The following is a 2,823-nucleotide window of genomic DNA, read 5'->3' as shown; positions in this document are numbered from 1 at the left end:
CCCGCCACCGCCGCGCCGCCCACCAAGACCGTGACCCTGCCCGCGCAAGGCCGCGTGAGCCTGGCCGAGTACCGTGCGCAAATGCGCGAGCAACTGATGCGGACCGAGAACGCCAGCGCGGATGTGGCCGATTGCGCCGCGCACGCCAGCTGGGTCGTGCCCCGCTCGGCCACCTACGACGCCCTGAAGATCCCCACCGGCGCGCTCGGCGCCGGCCAGGCGACCGTCGAGCCATGGGACGGCCGCTTCTCACAGGGCAAGCAAGCGGTACCGGTCAGCTCGGTGGTGACATTTTCCGCGACCGCCCACAAGCGCCACGCCGAAGCCCTGTGGGAACCGGTCAAGGTGCGCTGCGGCTATGCCGACGGCATGATGCTGGCCTATGAATTGCTCGATGGCAGCGGCACCGTCATCAGCGAGCCGGCGGCAGCGCCCGCGGTGCGCAGCAGCGGCGCCAGCAATACGCGCCAGGCCACCAGCAGCAAGGGCCACAAGGGCAGCAAGGCAAGCAAGTCCGGCTCCGGCAAGGCCACCAAGTCGACCTCCTCGTCCAAGTCGAGCAGCAGCAAATCGACGGCCAAGAGCAGCAGCGCCAAGACCAGCAAGGCCACCACCGGCAAGTCGACCACCAAGAAGCCGCACTGAGGCCCGCCCGGGCGCTTCGGCCCCGCATGGGGCCGCCCTGCACCTGGCCAGTCCAAGCGGCGGCCAGGTGCCCGGGACATCCTCAGCCCAGTTGCGCCAGCACCGCCTGCAGCATCGCAGCGCCCAGCAAGGCGCTACGCGCGCCATTCCAGCCCACCGCCGGATCGGGCTGGTCGGCATTGTCCTTGAACGGCATCTCCAGCGTCAGCGACAGGCAGCCAAAGGTATGGCCGATGTACTTCGAGGCCAGTTTGAGCGCATCCTGGTTGTACTTGCTGGCGGCGTAGCCGTGCACATCCTGGAAGTCCGGCGTGGCGCGCTTGAACGCGTCGATGAAACGCAATTGCTCAGCCTTCTGGACCTCGGTAAAGCCGGGCAGCATCTCGCTGCCCGCGACGAAGTTATAGGGCAGGCCTTCGTCGCCATGGATATCGAAGAACATGTCGCAGCCGGTGGCTTCGATGGCACGGCGCACGTAATACACCTCCGGGCTGGTCTGCTCGCTGGGGGCCATCCATTCGCGGTTGAGGTTGGCGCCAGCCGCATTGGTGCGCAGGTTGCCGCGCGCCGAGCCGTCGGGGTTCATGTTCGGCACGATATGGAACACGGCGCGCTCCAGCAGGCGGCGCGCCACCGGGTCGCCGGCCCACATGCCAGTGCCCGTCAGGCGCTGCAGCACACCCTCGCAGAACCATTCCGCCATGGATTCGCCGGGATGCTGGCGCGCGATCATCCAGATGGCCTTCTTGCCGTCGCCTGGCGTGCCGACCGTGACCGCGGTCATGTCGCGGCCGTCCACCGTGCTGCCCAGGTGCGACAGCCGCGCCAGCGACGAACGCTGGCAAGTGGCCAGCAGGGAGAGGTGGCGGTCCTCCGAGTACGGCTCGAAGTAGGCTAGCCACACGCTGTCATGCTCGGGCGTGAAGGCCACCGTCATGGTGCTGCCGTCGAAGCTGGTCGGCACGCGGAACCAGTGCGCGCGGTCATAGGAGGCCACGGCCTGGTAGCCGCGCCAGCCGTCGGGGTAGGTGCAGTCGCCGGCATTGAGGAACTGCAGGCGGCATGCCTGGCCAGCCGCGCCCTGGAGCCGGAAATGGAACCACTGGCGGAACGCTGCATGCGAGTCGGCCCGGATGCGCAGGCGGATGTCGCTTGCCTGCGCAAGCGATTCGACTTCAATGGCGCCCGAATCGAAGCTGGCGGAAATATGCAGGGCTGAACTCATGATGTGGCGTCTCGGAGGGTTCGTGCCGGGATGCCTGCGGGCCATCCCTGGCGCTGGGTTCGGGGGCGATAGGGCGTAGCCGGAGCGTGCGTCAGTCTTCCAGGCGGCGGCGGAAAACCCAGCGGGCATCGTCGGATGCTGCGGCATCAAAGGCGTAGCCATGCTCGGCGAAACGCTTGAGCTTGGCCGGCTCGGTGATGCGATGCGTCACCGCGTAGCGGGCCATGAAGCCGCGCGCCCGCTTGGCGTGGAAGGAAATGATCTTGTAGCGGCCGCCCTTCCAGTCCTCGAACACCGGCGTGACGATCCTGGCGCCGAGCACCTTGGGACGCACCACCTTGAAGTATTCCTCGGAGGCCAGGTTGACCAGGGCCGGGCTGCCTTCTGCCTTCTGCGCCTTGAAGTCATCGTTGAGCAACTGCGTGACGTCATCGCCCCAGAACGCATAGAGATCCTTGCCCGCCACGTTGTCCAGGCGCGTGCCCATCTCCAGCCGGTAGGGCTGCATCCAGTCGAGCGGGCGCAGCACGCCGTACAGGCCGGACAGGATGCGCACATGCTTCTGCGCAAAGCCAAGGTCATCGTCCGACAGGCTGGATGCGTCGAACCCCTCGTACACATCGCCGTTGAAGGCGAGCACGGCCTGCTTGCTGTTGGCCGCGGTAAATTCCGGCGACCAGTCGCCGTAGCGGGTGGCGTTGAGCACCGCGAGCTTGTCGGAGATGTCCATCAGCGCTCCGATATCCTGCGGCGCGAGCTTGCGCAGACGCTCGATCAACACCGCCGAACGGTCGATGAAACGGGGCAGCGTATGGGTCTTCAGACGCGGGGGCGTCTCGTAGTCGAGCGACTTGGCAGGGGACAAGACGATGAGCATGGCAAAATCGCGGCAAACACAAAGGCCAGATTGTAACGAATGCACCCCGACTCCACCGCAGTACCCCTCAATTCCC

The 2,823-nt window shown here is 66.6% G+C and carries 3 protein-coding genes; 1 reads left to right on the top strand and 2 read right to left on the bottom strand.

All coding sequences use genetic code 11. The features are described from left to right. The coding region (locus AC1RWI_RS37835; protein WP_492870866.1) for a BspC domain-containing protein at positions 1–645 on the top strand (645 nt) is incomplete at its 5' end. 82 nt (positions 646–727) lie between these two features. Here the strand turns inward: AC1RWI_RS37835 and AC1RWI_RS37830 are convergent. Both AC1RWI_RS37830 and yaaA read right to left on the bottom strand, forming a co-directional pair. Continuing rightward, complete coding sequence (locus AC1RWI_RS37830) at positions 728–1,870, bottom strand: M14 family metallopeptidase (protein WP_492870865.1); 1,143 nt, start codon at positions 1,868–1,870, stop codon at positions 728–730. A 91-nt stretch (positions 1,871–1,961) separates the two neighbouring features. Beyond that, positions 1,962–2,747: a peroxide stress protein YaaA gene (yaaA, locus tag AC1RWI_RS37825; protein WP_253932713.1), complete on the bottom strand. Its 786-nt coding sequence runs from the start codon at positions 2,745–2,747 to the stop codon at positions 1,962–1,964. Between the last annotated feature and the right edge of the window lie 76 nt (positions 2,748–2,823).

It is taken from the genome of Cupriavidus sp. MPR-AND1C, assembly GCF_058809705.1.
The sequence above is the reverse complement of the archived record's forward strand: the minus strand, read 5'-3'. Positions and strand labels throughout refer to the sequence as shown.